12 protein-coding genes, 4 tRNA genes and 1 pseudogene are annotated in these 14,428 nt (G+C 42.1%); 6 read left to right on the top strand and 11 right to left on the bottom strand.

What is annotated here, in order from left to right:
• Positions 1–193 precede the first annotated feature (193 nt).
• Positions 194–853 (top strand): DUF3108 domain-containing protein, encoded by a 660-nt coding sequence (locus FTV18_RS01390; protein ID WP_373683638.1) that lies wholly within the window; start codon positions 194–196, stop codon positions 851–853.
• A gap of 90 nt (positions 854–943) precedes the next feature.
• The gene (locus FTV18_RS01385) at positions 944–1,519 is read left to right on the top strand and encodes a xanthine phosphoribosyltransferase (protein ID WP_004786836.1); all 576 of its coding nucleotides are present in this window, start codon (positions 944–946) and stop codon (positions 1,517–1,519) included.
• Between the two features lie 282 nt (positions 1,520–1,801).
• Here FTV18_RS01385 and FTV18_RS01380 read toward each other — a convergent pair whose 3' ends face one another.
• Together FTV18_RS01380 and FTV18_RS01375 are read right to left on the bottom strand one after the other, a co-directional pair.
• Entirely contained in the window at positions 1,802–2,476 is a 675-nt protein-coding gene (locus FTV18_RS01380; protein WP_004786838.1) for a hypothetical protein, read from the bottom strand.
• Between the two features lie 86 nt (positions 2,477–2,562).
• Positions 2,563–3,672 (bottom strand): annotated as a pseudogene (locus FTV18_RS01375) (CsgG/HfaB family protein); the annotation flags it as partial.
• Positions 3,673–3,862: 190 nt separating this feature from the next.
• On the opposite strand from FTV18_RS01375, the gene FTV18_RS01370 reads away from it, so the two are divergent.
• Positions 3,863–4,279, top strand: coding sequence for a hypothetical protein (locus tag FTV18_RS01370; RefSeq protein ID WP_171064836.1), 417 nt, complete (start codon positions 3,863–3,865; stop codon positions 4,277–4,279).
• A 50-nt stretch (positions 4,280–4,329) separates the two neighbouring features.
• Here the strand turns inward: FTV18_RS01370 and wrbA are convergent, their stop codons facing one another.
• Complete coding sequence (gene wrbA, locus FTV18_RS01365; protein WP_159122613.1) at positions 4,330–4,926, bottom strand: NAD(P)H:quinone oxidoreductase; 597 nt, start codon at positions 4,924–4,926, stop codon at positions 4,330–4,332.
• Between the two features lie 113 nt (positions 4,927–5,039).
• Here wrbA and FTV18_RS01360 point away from each other — a divergent pair, with 113 nt between their 5' ends.
• On the top strand, positions 5,040–6,287 hold the full coding sequence (locus tag FTV18_RS01360; protein WP_159122614.1) for a YihY family inner membrane protein: 1,248 nt from the start codon (positions 5,040–5,042) through the stop codon (positions 6,285–6,287).
• 127 nt (positions 6,288–6,414) lie between these two features.
• Here FTV18_RS01360 and FTV18_RS01355 read toward each other — a convergent pair whose 3' ends face one another.
• The 3 genes from FTV18_RS01355 to FTV18_RS01345 form a co-directional block, all read right to left on the bottom strand.
• Positions 6,415–7,353, bottom strand: coding sequence for a DMT family transporter (locus FTV18_RS01355; RefSeq protein ID WP_180012352.1), 939 nt, complete (start codon positions 7,351–7,353; stop codon positions 6,415–6,417).
• A gap of 259 nt (positions 7,354–7,612) precedes the next feature.
• Positions 7,613–8,254: a fumarylacetoacetate hydrolase family protein gene (locus tag FTV18_RS01350; protein WP_179992780.1), complete on the bottom strand. Its 642-nt coding sequence runs from the start codon at positions 8,252–8,254 to the stop codon at positions 7,613–7,615.
• A 26-nt stretch (positions 8,255–8,280) separates the two neighbouring features.
• Positions 8,281–8,778 (bottom strand): YcxB family protein, encoded by a 498-nt coding sequence (locus FTV18_RS01345; protein WP_125279712.1) that lies wholly within the window; start codon positions 8,776–8,778, stop codon positions 8,281–8,283.
• A 160-nt stretch (positions 8,779–8,938) separates the two neighbouring features.
• Between FTV18_RS01345 and FTV18_RS01340 the strand changes: the two genes are divergently transcribed.
• On the top strand, positions 8,939–10,240 hold the full coding sequence (locus tag FTV18_RS01340) for an SRPBCC family protein (protein ID WP_180016528.1): 1,302 nt from the start codon (positions 8,939–8,941) through the stop codon (positions 10,238–10,240).
• A 100-nt stretch (positions 10,241–10,340) separates the two neighbouring features.
• Here FTV18_RS01340 and FTV18_RS01335 read toward each other — a convergent pair.
• From FTV18_RS01335 to FTV18_RS01315, 5 genes are all read right to left on the bottom strand, one after another.
• A tRNA-Arg gene (locus tag FTV18_RS01335) sits at positions 10,341–10,417 on the bottom strand.
• A 232-nt stretch (positions 10,418–10,649) separates the two neighbouring features.
• Positions 10,650–11,255: a dihydrofolate reductase family protein gene (locus tag FTV18_RS01330; RefSeq protein ID WP_180016529.1), complete on the bottom strand. Its 606-nt coding sequence runs from the start codon at positions 11,253–11,255 to the stop codon at positions 10,650–10,652.
• Between the two features lie 117 nt (positions 11,256–11,372).
• A tRNA-Arg gene (locus tag FTV18_RS01325) sits at positions 11,373–11,449 on the bottom strand.
• Positions 11,450–11,497: 48 nt separating this feature from the next.
• A tRNA-Arg gene (locus tag FTV18_RS01320) sits at positions 11,498–11,574 on the bottom strand.
• Positions 11,575–11,587: 13 nt separating this feature from the next.
• Positions 11,588–11,677, bottom strand: a tRNA-Ser gene (locus tag FTV18_RS01315).
• A gap of 260 nt (positions 11,678–11,937) precedes the next feature.
• Between FTV18_RS01315 and rnr the strand changes: the two genes are divergently transcribed.
• Entirely contained in the window at positions 11,938–14,385 is a 2,448-nt protein-coding gene (rnr, locus tag FTV18_RS01310; protein WP_180016530.1) for a ribonuclease R, read from the top strand.
• Positions 14,386–14,428 lie beyond the last annotated feature (43 nt).

Below are 14,428 nucleotides of genomic sequence, written 5' to 3'. Positions count from 1 at the left end.
AATAACTAAACAAACTCACCAGTAACTACATGAAATATACATTTTTATTGAAAATCTCCCTTCATTTTCCACATTTTGACCAAATAATAAAAAGTGGAAAGTGATCAATTTTATCTGAAATTACACAGGACAATTCTTTATGGCGAAAACTGTATTCAAAACTTTAGGGGTGACTGCAGGCTTGACTACCGCAATGGTACTTACTGGTTTATCCACCCAGACCTTCGCCATGGCGCCTTTCCAAGCCAATTATCAGTTTAGCTACAATGGAAAAAATATGGGTTCTGCTACCCGTACCTTAAGCAAATCTGGTAATAACTGGACCTATGTTTTTGCAGCTAAAGCAGGTGGCGTTGCTTCAGCGACTGAAACCAGCCGTTTTACTTTCAATAATGGCAAGATTGGTTCAAGCAGTTTCAGCCGTACCAGCAAGATTCTGGTGCATAGCAACACCATGAGTATTAACTTTAATCCTTCTAGCAAAACGATCAGTACCAAGAAAGATGATGAAAAACGTTCTTTTGCCTGGAGAGCAGATGTACTGGATGAGTTAAATGCTGAATTGCAGATTCGTGAAGACCTGAAAAATGGTGGTTTAAAATCGAATTACTACATTGCTGATGCCAAAGAAGTGGAAGGCCGTAAATTCGTCAAACAAGGTACAGAAACGGTGAGCACCAAATATGGTTCATTTAGTACCATTAAAGTAGTGATTAAACACAACAAACCAGGCCGTGAAACTACTTTCTGGTTAGCACCGAAACTGGACTACTTACCAGTCAAAGTATCGCATGTCGACAAGAAAACCTCTTACGGTTTATTGCTGACCAGCTATAACGGTAAAACGAACTAAGGTTTTTTGGTGAATTTCGCTTGATTTTTTTTGGGTGCTTTTTACAATACGCTTTTGCTTTAAAAAGCACCTGCTCTTGAGGATTCTCCCGTGCACGCACTAGAACAGAAAATCTTAGCCGAAGGTATCGTTCTATCTGAAGAAGTTTTGAAAGTTGATTCTTTCTTAAATCACCAAATTGATCCAATCATGATGCAGCAAATTGGTCAGGAATTTGCGCGTCTGTTTAAAGATGCTGGTATAACCAAAATTATTACCATTGAAGCGTCCGGTATTGCACCTGCAGTCATGGCAGGCTTAGAGCTTGGTGTTCCAGTAATCTTTGCACGTAAATACCAGTCTCTCACTTTAAAAGATGATTTATACCGTTCTAAAGTATTTTCATTTACCAAACAGACTGAAAGCACGATTGCCATTTCAAATAAACACATTAGTTCATCTGACAAGGTTTTAGTGATTGATGACTTCCTGGCAAATGGTCAGGCAGCACTGGGTCTTGCTGACTTGATTCATCAGGCGAATGCTGAAGTGGTCGGGATCGGGATTGTGATTGAAAAATCATTCCAGCCAGGCCGTGACTTGTTACTTGAAAAAGGTTACCGCGTTGAATCATTAGCGCGTGTGAAATCTTTGGCAAATGGTACTGTCGAATTTGTTCGCGATTAAGTTTACAAATGAATATTTTAAAGGGTGCTTCGGCACTCTTTTTTATTGGATTTTTTTAATTTCGGTTAGCTAGGAATAACTAAAACATAGCTATAAAACTATCTATTTTCGACTGCACGTAAATAGTTGTACTCCGACTTTTTCTTATGAGATTTCAAGAAAACTAAAGCCTCAAGAATTTATTATCCGACAAATAACAACAATTTAAACTGATATTATTATAAAATAAGAGGCCTAACTATCTGCCAATAGTTAGACCCTTGGTTTATTTTCAACAATAAACTATTTGACAGTCACAGTAATACTACCGCTGTTGACAGCACCAATGGCGGTAGTTGTGATGCTGTTGTTAACAGCAGTTTGAGTTCCTTCTGCAATTGCACTTACAGATGCATCAATGGTACCTGCATTGTAAGCAATATTTGCTGCACTATAATTACTTAAAGTTTCATTGATTTGCTCACTGTAGTTGGTCGCCAGTGTAGTACTCACTACTTCTGAGATGTCTGAACTATCAGCAACCTCTGAGAGCTCTTCTACAGTTTCTGAGTTATTAGTTGCACTGGTAACTTCACTGAAGTCATAGTTATATGTCTCATCTGATACGTCTGATATCACGCTATTAAAGCTGCCTTGCTCTAGTGTAATACTACCTGTATTCGCGGCGCCAATTGCTGTAGTTTCAATCGTACCTTCAATTGAACTAATTGCATCCTGTGCTTCTCTTGATACCTCTCCTAATGCTTGTAAATCGACGCTGGCATCAACATCACCTGTATTTACTGCAAGATTCAAGGCAGAACCATTTTCCACCTGCTGAGAGATCGACTCCAGGGTCGCTTGTAAACCAGTATCTACGGTTACTTCAGTTGGTGTTTCATCATCTTGAGCATATGCCATACCTGCACCAGACAGGAAAGCGACGGATAAAGCGATTGTTTTGATCGTGTTTTTCATCGTTGTTTTTCCTTTTTTAGCTTTGAAATACTTCTCGCTCAGTATTTCTTTCTCATAATGGGAGCGAGCCCATTTTTACTGGTCAATTAATCACGCTGAGAACTTGACCAGTAATTTTCTATAACTTCAGGATTGGCATCCCACAACATGGATACTTTCTCCTCTTCTTTTTCTTTAGAATTCATTTCTTGCGAATCTTTTTTGTTCTTTATTACACCTGAAGAAGACGAAGCTTTTTTCTTACTGATATATTTAATTAAATCTTGTTTACTCATTTCAGGATCTGCTTCAGGATTCTGAATCACTTCGGATTCTTTGTTTTTAGGTGGCTTCGTATCCTTACTCGGTGAATTGGTCGATTTATTTTTTTCATTGGATGAAGAAGATTCTGTTGCAGCTGACTCCTGAACAGCAGTACTGGACGCTATACTATTTTGCTCCTGACTTTTTTTGTACTTATGCAAAGCCACAGAACTTCGTGTCAGATTGAGCTGACCATATTCAGGTGGTATTTGTGCACGACAACCTGCAAAGACTGGAGGTGGGACAACCTGACTGAGTAATTCAAAAGTGGCCAGATTCAACATTTGCCGTAAAGCAAAATTAGTCGCCTCACGTTCTCCTTTACCGATTTGAACATTTAACAAGGTACGTCCAGTAAACCGCCCGGCACTGACACCATAATCCTGTGCAGCAATCTGCTTTTGCAGCGATACATTCGCAACGACTTTACTCGTACGTGTATCGGTAAGAGATAAATCCAGACCAACCATAATACGGGTTTGACTGTAGTTCGGGCCAACACCCGCAATCTGCATATCAAATCCACCCCCCGGAATAAAATCCAGACTGTTAATACTGCCAGTCACATAATAATCAGAGGCCTGAATCTGTCTTGGATCCCGAATCCCCCACTTGGCTTCACTTTCAATAATTCGGGGATCACGTCGGTTCATTAAGTTGACTCCCGCCTGAAATAAAGCAGACTGCACCATATCTCCAGCGCCTTGAGTGACCATTTTCCCACTACCTCCATTGGTCACCACATCTTTACCGGTTTGATCCAGAATCGCACCCACAGAGAAGCTGACATCATTACGTAATTGCCCTTTTAAACAGGATAAAGCCATATCAAAAGGGGTAAAAATATCGGTAATAGGAGGTCCTTGTACCAGTTTCACCGGTTTCTTAGTGGAAAATGCATGTATTTACAACTCAGCTAAACTTCTCTGAATAAAATTCCACTAGAATCAAATTGGTATGAAATGTTCCTGACTTCAATATTCAGAACCTACATACTGTTGAGCCGGATGTGCTGAATAATTACTTGTCTAAGTAAGGTTCCATATCACACATTTGCTTAAAATGAATAAATACTAATCGCTGATGGAAAATCCTATGCAATGTCCTAAATGTGGTTCAACGGAAATTGAGCTACGCGATCACGAAAAGAATCTGAAAAAAATTGGTGGTATTTTAATGACCTCAGCTGGTGCCACTGCCGGTACAGTAGGTGGTGCAGCCTCTGGTGCTTCAATTGGTGCTGCCATTGGAACAGTCGCAGGTCCTTTAGGGGTAATTGTAGGCGGCACGGTGGGAACCTTCGTAGGCGCAATCAGCGTAGGCATTACTGGTGGCGTGGTCGGAAACTTCTTAGGTAAAAAAGCAGGTGTTTCTGTAGATCGCAATCTGTTTCTGGATTATCAGTGTCTGAATTGCAAACATAGATTCAGTCAAAAAGATCAAAAAGATCAAAAAGATCAAAAAGATCAAAAAGATCAAAAAGATCAAAAAGAAGATTAATAAAATCAAGGAAATGAAGCTGATTCTTCATTTCCTTTTTAATTAACTTATTAAGCTTGATTGAGTTTTAAAGCAACCTCGGCCAGACGTTTACCCTGTACTTCACACAAAATTTTCTCATCCTGGCTTAAGCCTTGGTCATGTCGTGGGCCACTCACATGACTTGCGCCATAAGGCGTGCCACCACTTTTAGTATTAGACAAAGCTGGTGTCGCATTGCTTAATCCCATGATCATCATACCGTGATGAAACAATGGCGGTAGCATCGTCAGTAAAGTACTTTCCTGTCCGCCATGCATTGAGCCTGACGCGGTAAAAACACAGGCTGGCTTGCCATGCAAAGCACCATTCAGCCATAAACTGGTGGTCTGATCCCAAAAGTATTTCATTTCTGAAGCCATATTCCCAAAACGGGTGGGTGAACCTAATGCCAAAGCAGCACACTGGGCAAGATCATCTAAAGTACAGTAGATATCACCTTCTGCCGGAATACTCGGCTCTGCTTCTTTCACTACGGTCGCAATATTTGGAACAGTACGAATTTTTACAGCCATTCCTGCTGCTTCAACACCATTCGCAATCAGATGCGCCATTTCTTTGGTTGAGCCATATTTGCTGTAATATAAAACAAGGACATAAGGTTGCATAAAGTTCTTATTCATTACTTAAAAAAATAAAACTATACGGTATTTCGCAACTTTTTTGGGTAAGCTGAAGAATGAAAATTCATGATGAATAAAAAAATTGAGATTGAAAGCGCATGATCGTTGAATATTTAAAGAAGTTACCTTTTTATGAAAAACACTGGTTTCAATTTATTTTATTTGTACTACGGCGTTTCGAGGCTGACCGATGTCGTGAGCAGGCTGGTTCACTGACCTATACTACCCTGTTTGCTGTAGTTCCGATGCTGACCGTGTTTCTGGTCATTATCTCTTCAATCAGAGCATTGGAACCGGCACGACAACAGCTCCAACAGCTGATCTATAGTAACTTTTTACCTAAAACAACGATCGCTTTCGATAAAGCCCTCAATGCCTTCACGGAGAAGTCCAGCAATTTAACTATTATCGGTATTCTTTTCTTATTTATCACAACAGTACTGATGCTCAGTAGTATCGAAACGGTCTTTAACCGGATCTGGCGTGTGACTGAAACCCGCGGTGGCATTATCGGTTTTATGCGTTACTGGACCATAATTTCACTTGGTCCAATTTTGCTGGGCAGCGCCTTTGTGATTTCTTCTACTTTGGCCTCCATGAATATTCTCAGTAATAACTTTGCCGGTTATGAACTGGATGGTGCCTTTATTCTCTGGGTAATATCTTTTTCTCTGACCGTGCTTGGCTTTTTTATTCTGAACTGGACTATTCCCAATCGGAGTGTACCGCTCAAATCAGCTTTTATTGCCGGTCTGTTTAGTGCCATCGTCTTCGAACTTCTGAAAAACCTGTTCGGCTTTTTGATGTCAAACTTTACCAGTTATGAAATTGTTTACGGAGCTTTCGCAGCTGTCCCTATTTTCCTGCTCTGGATTTATCTGTCCTGGATTATTGTATTGCTGGGCGTGGAAATCAGCTATGCCCTGACTGCATTCGAATCTGGACAGGACAATAAGCGCCATCCAATCGTCATGTTGCTGGATCTATTAGAACTGTTTTATAAAAAGCAGAAAACTGGTGAAAGTGTCAGTGAAGCCCAGGCACTAGAAGTTTTGGGACGGGATGAAATTGGACGCTGGCCTAGCTATGTCAGCATGTTTGAAAAACAGAATCTGATTAAACGTACAGATGACAATGAATATGTGCTGGTACGCGATCTGGATCAGGTCAGCTTCTGGAATTTTTATCTACAGCTTCCTTATCCATTGCCGCGCAAACAGCATCTGACTGATGTGCATACTGATGATCTCTGGATGCAAAAGTTCTCACCTAAACTGAATGAAACTGATCAGTTTCTGGAAGAAAAGCTCAGTTTTCCATTATCAGAACTGTTCCGCAGTAAATAAATTCAATCCTCTCTTTTGAGAGGATTTTTTTAAATGAATTGGATCAATTGTCAGCAGATAATCATCCTTGCTGTCATTAAAGCTATAATCCAAAAACTAAGTGTCGTTATTTTCATTGACCGGATTTTTATATAGAGGTTTGAGTCTTGATCTGAGGCACAGGCTTGTTTAACCATCCCTGTAAACTCACCAGAATCACGCCCAGCATCACCATACAGGTCCCAACAATGAAATTGATCTCGATATGCTCATTTAGAATTAACACGCCAAACAGCATGCCAAATACTGGTGTTAAAAAGGAAAATACCCCTAATCGTGAAGCCAGATAATGTTTTAGCATCCAGAACCAGATCAGATAACTGGCGAAGGAAATCACCACCGTATGAAAAATCAGGCTAGAAATAGACAAGGTCGTCCATTGGATACTGGCTTGCCCAGTCAAAAAGGACAAAGGCAACAATACCATGCCAGCGATCAGCAATTGATAGAATAAGGTTTGGGTTGCAGGCGCTTCAGCCAGCGAGCTCAAACGTAGACTCACGGTCGTGGCTGCCCAGAACACGCCCGCCAGTAGCGCCAGAAAATCTCCCCATAAGGCATGAGATTGTAAAGCAGATCCTGTCTGCGGGCGCAGCAGGAAACTCACCACAATACCACTAAAGGCAAGAAAAATTCCTCCCCATTGCACATGAGACAAATGTTCCGCCGGCAGTTTCCAGTGCAAGCCCAAAGCCACAAAAATTGGTGCAGTATAGAGCAAGACAATGGTATGCGAAGCTGAGGTATAACGCAGCGCCTCACCCACCAGATAAAATTCAGCGGCAAACAGCACACCAACCAGTAAACCCGCAGATAAGTATCGTGCATTCCAAAGCTGACGGCGTACACTCTGCTGAATTAAAGGATAAACCATAAGTGCAGATAAGGCTGAACGTAATGCAATTTGCATCAGGGCAGAAATATCACTGGCCGCCCACTTCAGTACGACCTGCTGCAAACCCCACAACATACACAGTACAAACATGATGGCAGATGCTTTGACATCTAGTGCCTGACGATGATTCAAATATATTCCCGTTCTTGATTGGAGCCGCTACATACTAAAAATGTTAGAAGTAGAAGATATAACATCAAAATAGACATACGATGGGGGGATTCAGGCAATATTCGTGATGCGTAAAAAACGATTTAGACGCTATCCAATTTATATCTAGAAACTGAATGGCAACCGTGCCTGATCAGTCTGATAAATCATCCCTTGCTCATTACACTTTTCTAAACAAAATAAAGGAGCCCTTCGGCTCCTTGATCTCAAAAATCCGGTCTTACTTTACAAATGTCGTCCAAACATAATCCTGATTTTGGCCTTTTAGGGTCATTTTCAACTGATCACCCGATTGTAAGGCTGCCACTCCTGCTGGTGTACCGGTCATGACCACATCACCTGCTTCCAGTGTAAATACCTGACTAATGTCTGCCAATAAAGTTGCAATATCAAAAATCAATAAAGCTGTATCGCCTTTTTGACGCCGCTCATCATTGATCTCTAGCGTATAATGCACATCTTTCCAGTCAGTAATGACATCGGCTACCGGTATCCAGTCTGCAAGTACACAAGAACCGTCAAAAGCTTTGGCCCGTTCCCAAGGTTGACCTTTTTTCTTTAGGTCATCTTGTAGATCACGCAAGGTCAGATCCAGACCTAAAGTCACAGCACCAATTGCCTGCAAAACTTTGGCAGGATCATTTTCCTTGCTTAAGGTACGGTCAATACGCAAACTTAGTTCACACTCATAATGACAGTTACCCCAGTCCGGATTCCATTCAATACCAGCATCCAGTGCAGTCAAAGCACTCGGTGGCTTGATAAACAACACAGGACGATCAGGTACCGCATTTCCAAGCTCTTTGGCATGGTCAGCATAACTGCGACCGACACAAACAATTTTTGATGGGCGTGTACTCATGATCTCTTTCCTGTTCTTGATCTGTCTTATTTCTTGAAGGTATTTTCGAAAATGCTTTGCTCAGTACCATCTTTAAAGGCACGTTTTGGCACAATCACCACTGTACGGTTTTTCAGTTCCAGCATATAGGTCAGCTTGCCGATAGCAAAACTTTGTACTTCATTATAATGCACGACCTTGCTACGTCCGTTATTGAAAATTTCTGCATAGTCCTGAAACAGGTCAATGCCTTGTTCACTTTTTCCAAACTGATATTTTACAAACTGGCGCTTAAACATCATCGGCAGGAACCAGTAACGCATGATGCCCTGTAGAATCAGAAAGAAGGCACCCAAAGCCACATAATAACGACCAACCCCATTCAGGCCCATCGAAAAGCCCCAGATAATAATTCCGATGCTAACCAAAGGCGTCAGAAACCGTGAAATCTGTTTTTTGCCAAAAGTGGCCAGGGCAAATCCATCCTGAGATTCTTCTAGAGTGAGATAATAACGGGTGGATAAAGTCGGTGCTGACTCAGTCATAGCATTACATCAAAAATATAAAATCCTGATCCATACTATATCAAAATATGCTTAAAACTCATGGCTTATGCTATCAATTACATAACTTTGCTTTGGAAATAACTGAATTTAGTTTTAAATAAATCATCATTAAAACAAAAAACACACAATAGGACATTGGATGAAAGGATTGATCCCCTATTTGCTGATGAGTAGTACCTTATGTGCAATCTCACCAGCTTTCGCAAAAATAATGCTATGGACCCCTAATCTGCCAAGCAGTCTTGATGTATTTCAAGGCAATTCTCAGCAACTGGCTGAACTCACTGGCGAACGTATCCTGATTTATGCGCATCCTGCCAGCAAAACCCATCTACCGACTTTTAAAACGGCTTCTAGTAGCAAATCCCAGTTTTATAGTGCGGCTGTAGTCTTGCCTGCATCCGAAGCACAAGTCGAAAAATTACTGCAACATTATCCGAATTATGTCGGCCTGTTTCCGACCCTAAAATCCGCCAAGGTGATTGAACAGCAAGGTAGCATTCAACAAGTCAAATATCAGGTGCATATTCCTACCCCAATCCCGGTCTTAAACTTTAAAGAAACTGTGGTGATGCAGCATCATCTGGAAAATAACAGTATCAGCACACTAATTCTGGACGCGCCAATTCCCTATGGGGCCGGAAAGCTGGAATGGTTTGCACTGAGCCCCAATAAAACCTTAGTAACGGTGACGCAATGGGGTGATCTAAACCAGCCGCGAGGTTTTCTATTTAGCAAGATTCTAAATACCCTGCCGGAAGCCAAACTCGGCATTCCTGCTGGCACCAATGCCTTTCTGCTTGAAGCTTTACAACAGCGTTTTAAATATCCTGCTGCTACAATTTTAAATATGGCAATACCCCAAGTTCAGCTCAGCAATCAGCAAACTCAGAAAATTGCCCAGCTTAGTCAAAAATCAGGACAACCTGTCAGCTTTATTTTGCCCAATTATCAGGTCAAGGCCGGTAAAGGTTCAGAAAATCTAAGATTCAGTACTACCTATCAATATTTCTCACATCCAACTGAGAAGCTGCAGCCTTGGTTATCGGCTCAGGCCAGCCAGAAACTCTTTCCGCGACAAATCAAAAAAGTGGAACTGAACCCAGTCAACCCGCAAAGTATTGATGCCAACTACAAGGTATCAGTCGGCTTGGGCGTCATTCAGATTCCCTTTAATTTTAAAATGCGTTTTGAACAGCCAAATACCTTACAAAACCAATTCTATGCTAATGGCGGAGATTTAAAATTTGTACGGGGTGGAATGAAGCTTTTGCCGCAATCTCAGGGAACGCTATTCCAAATCACCAGTTCCATGAAAATTCATGATCAGGCGCCTTTTTTACTGAAAGCCATGCGCAGCCTTCCCTATCATGACATGTTGCCGGCAGTTGGTGGTAATACCGTCTATGCCTTAAAAGTACAGCAGAAATTAAAATCTTAAGTTCATGTCTAATTATTGGTTTTTTATATGAAAAATTAAAAACTAAAGACGTAAAAAAACCGCATCAATGTGCGGTTTTTTCAGAATTCTTTATCAAGATTGGTGCGCTCAGAGAGATTCGAACTCCCGACCCCTTAGTTCGTAGCCAAGTGCTCTATCCAGCTGAGCTATGAGCGCGACGTCTTGATGGGGTGCATTATATAGAGTTTTCAGCACTTGTTAAGTGTTTTTTAATAAAATTATAACCGAACGTACAGTAATTAAACGATACTACAATATTTCAGTTTTTTTGATGAAAATTCCTGCAAATTTAGAGTTAAAAGCAATAACCCAGACTTGGCAAAATTTCAGGATTAGCTAAATTAATCTTTCAGTTACCTCATATTCATTTGCTCACAGCCTAATAGAGCTATTCTCCAACCAGGCCAGTTTTAACCTTGCCTGCCCGCTGATAACAGCTCAATACCACGCCATTTGAAGTCACTTGATGATCTGTCAGTGCAAATGCTGCTGGCATAGAGTCTTCAGCAAATAGACGTTTTCCTTTGCCCAATATTATAGGAAAGGTCATTAAATAGAGTTCATCCACAAGATCATGTTTAAAAAGCGCCTGTACCACTGCAGCACTGCCATACACCCGAATATTCCCCTCCCCTGAAGCCTTCAGGTTAATGATCTCATCAATACTTTTTAGAAAGATCGTATTTTGCCAGTCCAAGTGATCCAAACTGGTGGATAGCACATATTTATTTACTTCATTAATTCCTGGCCAGTCTTCAGCATGCTTCGGCCAGTAAGGCTCAAAAATCTGAAAGGTATTCTTACCAATCAGAATATCGGTAGACTGCATCCATTTTTGCATGATGTGATCAAATGCTGGATCGGGTTCAGCACTAAAATACGGCGCCACCCAGCCACCATATTGAAAGCCTCCAGATATGTCCTCTTCCGGACCGCCGGGTGCCTGCATTACACCGCCTAGAGTCAGAAATTCCTGGACAATAATTTTTCTCATCACAATGCCCTTATTTTTATTGAGTCATCTAGGATTTATTTTTAGCATGTGATTCAGGCGGATTCTGTAAATTTTAGGCACAAAAAAACCGCAACATGTGCGGTTCATTGTTCAAGTTGGTGCGCTCAGAGAGATTCGAACTCCCGACCCCTTAGTTCGTAGCCAAGTGCTCTATCCAGCTGAGCTATGAGCGCGTAACTTGTGTCGTCTTTATAGACTGCGTTATTTTCCGATTTACTTATTGGTGCGCTCAGAGAGATTCGAACTCCCGACCCCTTAGTTCGTAGCCAAGTGCTCTATCCAGCTGAGCTATGAGCGCGACATAAGTAAAGTGGCGGTGAGAGAGGGATTCGAACCCTCGATACAGTTACCCGTATGCGTCCTTAGCAGGGACGTGGTTTCAGCCACTCACCCATCTCACCGTAACGTGCCGCCATAATACAAATTTCGGCATAGCACTGCAAGCACAGCTTGAAAAAAAACTGCATATTTTTGCTCGTTTAAATACTTTTTAAACAATTTCCCTGTTTTTAGTCATTTAAGTCCTGAAAAACCCGATAAATTTCCAGTTATCTAAAATTAGCCAAAAATCGAAAACTTAAACAGATTATTGCAATCATTTACGTGCAGTCTGCACTGACATGACTTATGCTAAACCTATCTCCAAGGACACTTTAAAGATATGATGAAAAATTGGGTCGATCCTGAAGCAAAAGCTGAAGCCGAACGTTATGACAACCCTATTCCAAGCCGTACCCTGATTCTCGAAACTATAGAAGAAAAAACTGCCCTGTCCCATGCCGACCTGGTGGAATATTTTGAAATTGCCGATCAAAAAAGTATTGATGCCCTGAGCCATCGTCTGATCGCGATGGTACGTGACGGGCAATTAATGAAAGACGGTTACAAGTTCCAGATCGCGGCGGAACAGCCTGAGCATGAAGCAACGGTGTATATCAACTCCAAGGGAAGCGGCACAGCCAATATTTCAGGTGAAGATGACCTGCTCTTACCTGAGCGTGAATTGCGTCAGGTCTTTAATGGTGACCGTGTTAAAGTCCGTCAGACCTCAGTAGATCGCAAAGGTAAAGCTTGGGGCTTTATTACCGAAGTCTTGCAGCATCGTGTCAAACAGATCATCGGGAAAGTGTCTGAATATGAAGGCGAATACTTTGTTCAGCCAGCCAATCCAAATGCACATCAGCCAATTACTCTAGAAAAAGAGCTGATCGAGCATGCCAAGGTCAAAGTCGGCGATTCAATCCGCGTGGCAATTGATACCTACCCAACCAAAGAAGAATTTGCGACTGGCCATATTGTGCAGTCGATGGCAGATAAAGCCGATACCGAAATCATCATTCCACAGACGATTCTGGAATATGGCCTGCCGTATGAATTTCCTGAAGAAGTGTTGAAAGAAGCGGAAAGTTTTAAAGAACCTTCTGCCAAAGACCGTGAAGGCCGTGTCGATCTACGTGATTTAGCGCTTGTCACCATTGACGGGGAAGATGCACGTGACTTTGATGATGCGGTTTATGCAGAAAAACGTCCGGGCGGTGGTTATCGTGTCGTCGTGGCAATTGCTGATGTGAGTCATTATGTACGTCCGGGCAAACCACTGGATGATGAAGCGCAAGAACGCGGGACATCCGTGTATTTCCCACACTTCGTTTTACCAATGTTGCCTGAAGCACTCTCTAATGGCCTGTGTTCATTAAATCCGAATGTCGATCGCCTGTGCATGGTCTGTGATCTGAAACTGTCACGAGCTGGCCGAGTGACCGGATATGAATTCTATCCTTCGGTGATGCATTCCAAGGCACGTCTGACCTATGATCAGGTCGCGAAGTATTTTGAAGGTTATAGCACAGCAATCACGGAAGATCGTAGCGTACGTAAATCACTAAATACCCTGTTCCAGTTGTATCAAATTTTAAAAGACTTACGTGCTGAACGTAATGCAATGGAATTCGAAACCATTGAAACCTATATGACTTTCGATGAGCTGGGCGGTATCAATGAGATTCTGCCACGAACCCGTAATGATGCGCATAAGCTGATTGAAGAATGTATGTTGCTAGCCAACGTTGCAGCAGCTGAATATGCATTGAAAAATGAAATACCGATGCTATACCGGGTGCATCAACCACCAGAGTTCTCACGTATCCAGAAAGTTCGTGATTTCGTGAAGCTGCTGGGTCTGCCATTCCCGGAACAGCCAACACAAGCCGATTATCAAGCGGTGATTGAAGCGACCAAAGACCGGATTGATGCGCCAAGTATTCATGCCGTGTTATTACGTTCCATGATGCAAGCCTATTACGGTGCCGACAATGCTGGCCACTTTGGTCTGGCCTATGAAGCGTATACACACTTCACCTCTCCAATTCGCCGTTATCCGGATCTGTTATTACATCGTGCTATCAAAGCTCATTTGAGTAAAAAGCCATATCCAATTTCAGGTGCATCTTTAGATGATGCCGGTGAGCATTTCTCAGCGACAGAACGCCGTGCTGATGAAGCCTCCCGCTCTGTAACGACCTGGCTGAAATGTCACTATATGCAGCAACATCTTGGTGAAGAGTTCGTCGGAATTATCAGTGCAACGGCTGAATTTGGTTTGTTTGTCACGCTGAAAGACCTCTATGTCGATGGTATGGTGCATGTTAGCCAGTTGGGCGATGACTTCTTTGTCTTTGATCAAAGCAGCCAGAGTCTGGTCGGCCAGAACCGTGGCCAGATCTTTGGTCTGGGTGATGAAGTCAAGATCAAGGTCGCTGGAGTCAATCTGGAAGAACGCAAAATTGACTTTGAATTGATCCAGCAACTGACTCATGCGGGTCGTCCAATTCGCGCCCGTGCTCCACGTGTCGCAGAAAAAAAACCTGCACCACGTCCGGAAGCAAAAGAGGAAGTCTTCAATAATCATGAGCGTGCGCAAAAAGCCCAGCCCAGTGATGATGGAGAACAGCCCATACGACGCAAAAAAGACAAATCCAAGCCCAGTTCCTACAGCAAAAAGCCTGCTAAAAAATCTGCAGGAAAGTCTGAAGCAAAGGCTAAAGATAAAGTAAAGAAAAAAGCCAAGATCAAAAAGAAAAAGTCGAATGCAAAAGCCAAGACTGAATAATTTCTGATGATCATAAAAAGAGCGCTACGGCGCTCTTTTTATT

It is taken from the genome of Acinetobacter sp. YH12241 (assembly GCF_013417535.1).
Taxonomy (GTDB): Bacteria; Pseudomonadota; Gammaproteobacteria; order Pseudomonadales; family Moraxellaceae; genus Acinetobacter.
This window is presented reverse-complemented; position numbering and strand designations above follow the sequence as displayed.

What these genes read in the sequence shown, in the direction of transcription:
- wrbA (WP_159122613.1), bottom strand. Translation starts at nt 4,926, where the DNA reads ATGCAACCTTATGTCCTTGTTTTATATTACAGCAAATATGGCTCAACC.
- FTV18_RS01390 (WP_373683638.1), top strand. Translation starts at nt 194, where the DNA reads ATGGTACTTACTGGTTTATCCACCCAGACCTTCGCCATGGCGCCTTTC.
- FTV18_RS01350 (WP_179992780.1), bottom strand. Translation starts at nt 8,254, where the DNA reads ATGAGTACACGCCCATCAAAAATTGTTTGTGTCGGTCGCAGTTATGCT.
- FTV18_RS01345 (WP_125279712.1), bottom strand. Translation starts at nt 8,778, where the DNA reads ATGACTGAGTCAGCACCGACTTTATCCACCCGTTATTATCTCACTCTA.
- FTV18_RS01380 (WP_004786838.1), bottom strand. Translation starts at nt 2,476, where the DNA reads ATGAAAAACACGATCAAAACAATCGCTTTATCCGTCGCTTTCCTGTCT.
- FTV18_RS01340 (WP_180016528.1), top strand. Translation starts at nt 8,939, where the DNA reads ATGAAAGGATTGATCCCCTATTTGCTGATGAGTAGTACCTTATGTGCA.
- FTV18_RS01360 (WP_159122614.1), top strand. Translation starts at nt 5,040, where the DNA reads ATGATCGTTGAATATTTAAAGAAGTTACCTTTTTATGAAAAACACTGG.
- FTV18_RS01370 (WP_171064836.1), top strand. Translation starts at nt 3,863, where the DNA reads ATGGAAAATCCTATGCAATGTCCTAAATGTGGTTCAACGGAAATTGAG.
- FTV18_RS01330 (WP_180016529.1), bottom strand. Translation starts at nt 11,255, where the DNA reads ATGAGAAAAATTATTGTCCAGGAATTTCTGACTCTAGGCGGTGTAATG.
- rnr (WP_180016530.1), top strand. Translation starts at nt 11,938, where the DNA reads ATGATGAAAAATTGGGTCGATCCTGAAGCAAAAGCTGAAGCCGAACGT.